Genomic DNA, 358 nt, shown 5'->3' with positions numbered 1-358 from the left:
GTTGTCGGCCTGTTCGGTTATTCTGTGCCGATCTTCTGGCTCGGTATGATCTGCCTGTTGATTTTCTACGCAAAGCTTGGCTGGGTTGCAGGTCCGGGTCGTATTGATGTGGCCTATGAATATACCTTCACCTCAATCACCGGTCTTTACATTCTCGATGCGATTATTCAGCGTCAATGGGATGCACTGGGCAATATTATCTCGCATATTATTCTGCCTGCATCGCTGCTCGGTTATTTCTCGATGGCCTATATCAGCCGCATGACCCGTTCTTTCATGCTCAATGAACTGGATCAGGAATACATCGTTGCTGCCCGTGCAAAAGGCCTGAGTGAGACAAAAATCATCTGGGGTCATG

General features: G+C 48.3%; 1 protein-coding gene. It reads left to right on the top strand.

Annotation, left to right across the window (positions count from 1 at the left end):
* The coding region (locus HBA93_RS19395; protein WP_221724382.1) for an ABC transporter permease subunit at window positions 1–358 on the top strand (358 nt) is incomplete at both ends.

This window comes from Ochrobactrum sp. SFR4, from assembly GCF_019730395.1.
Classification (GTDB): Bacteria; Pseudomonadota; Alphaproteobacteria; order Rhizobiales; family Rhizobiaceae; genus Pseudochrobactrum.
This window is presented reverse-complemented; position numbering and strand designations above follow the sequence as displayed.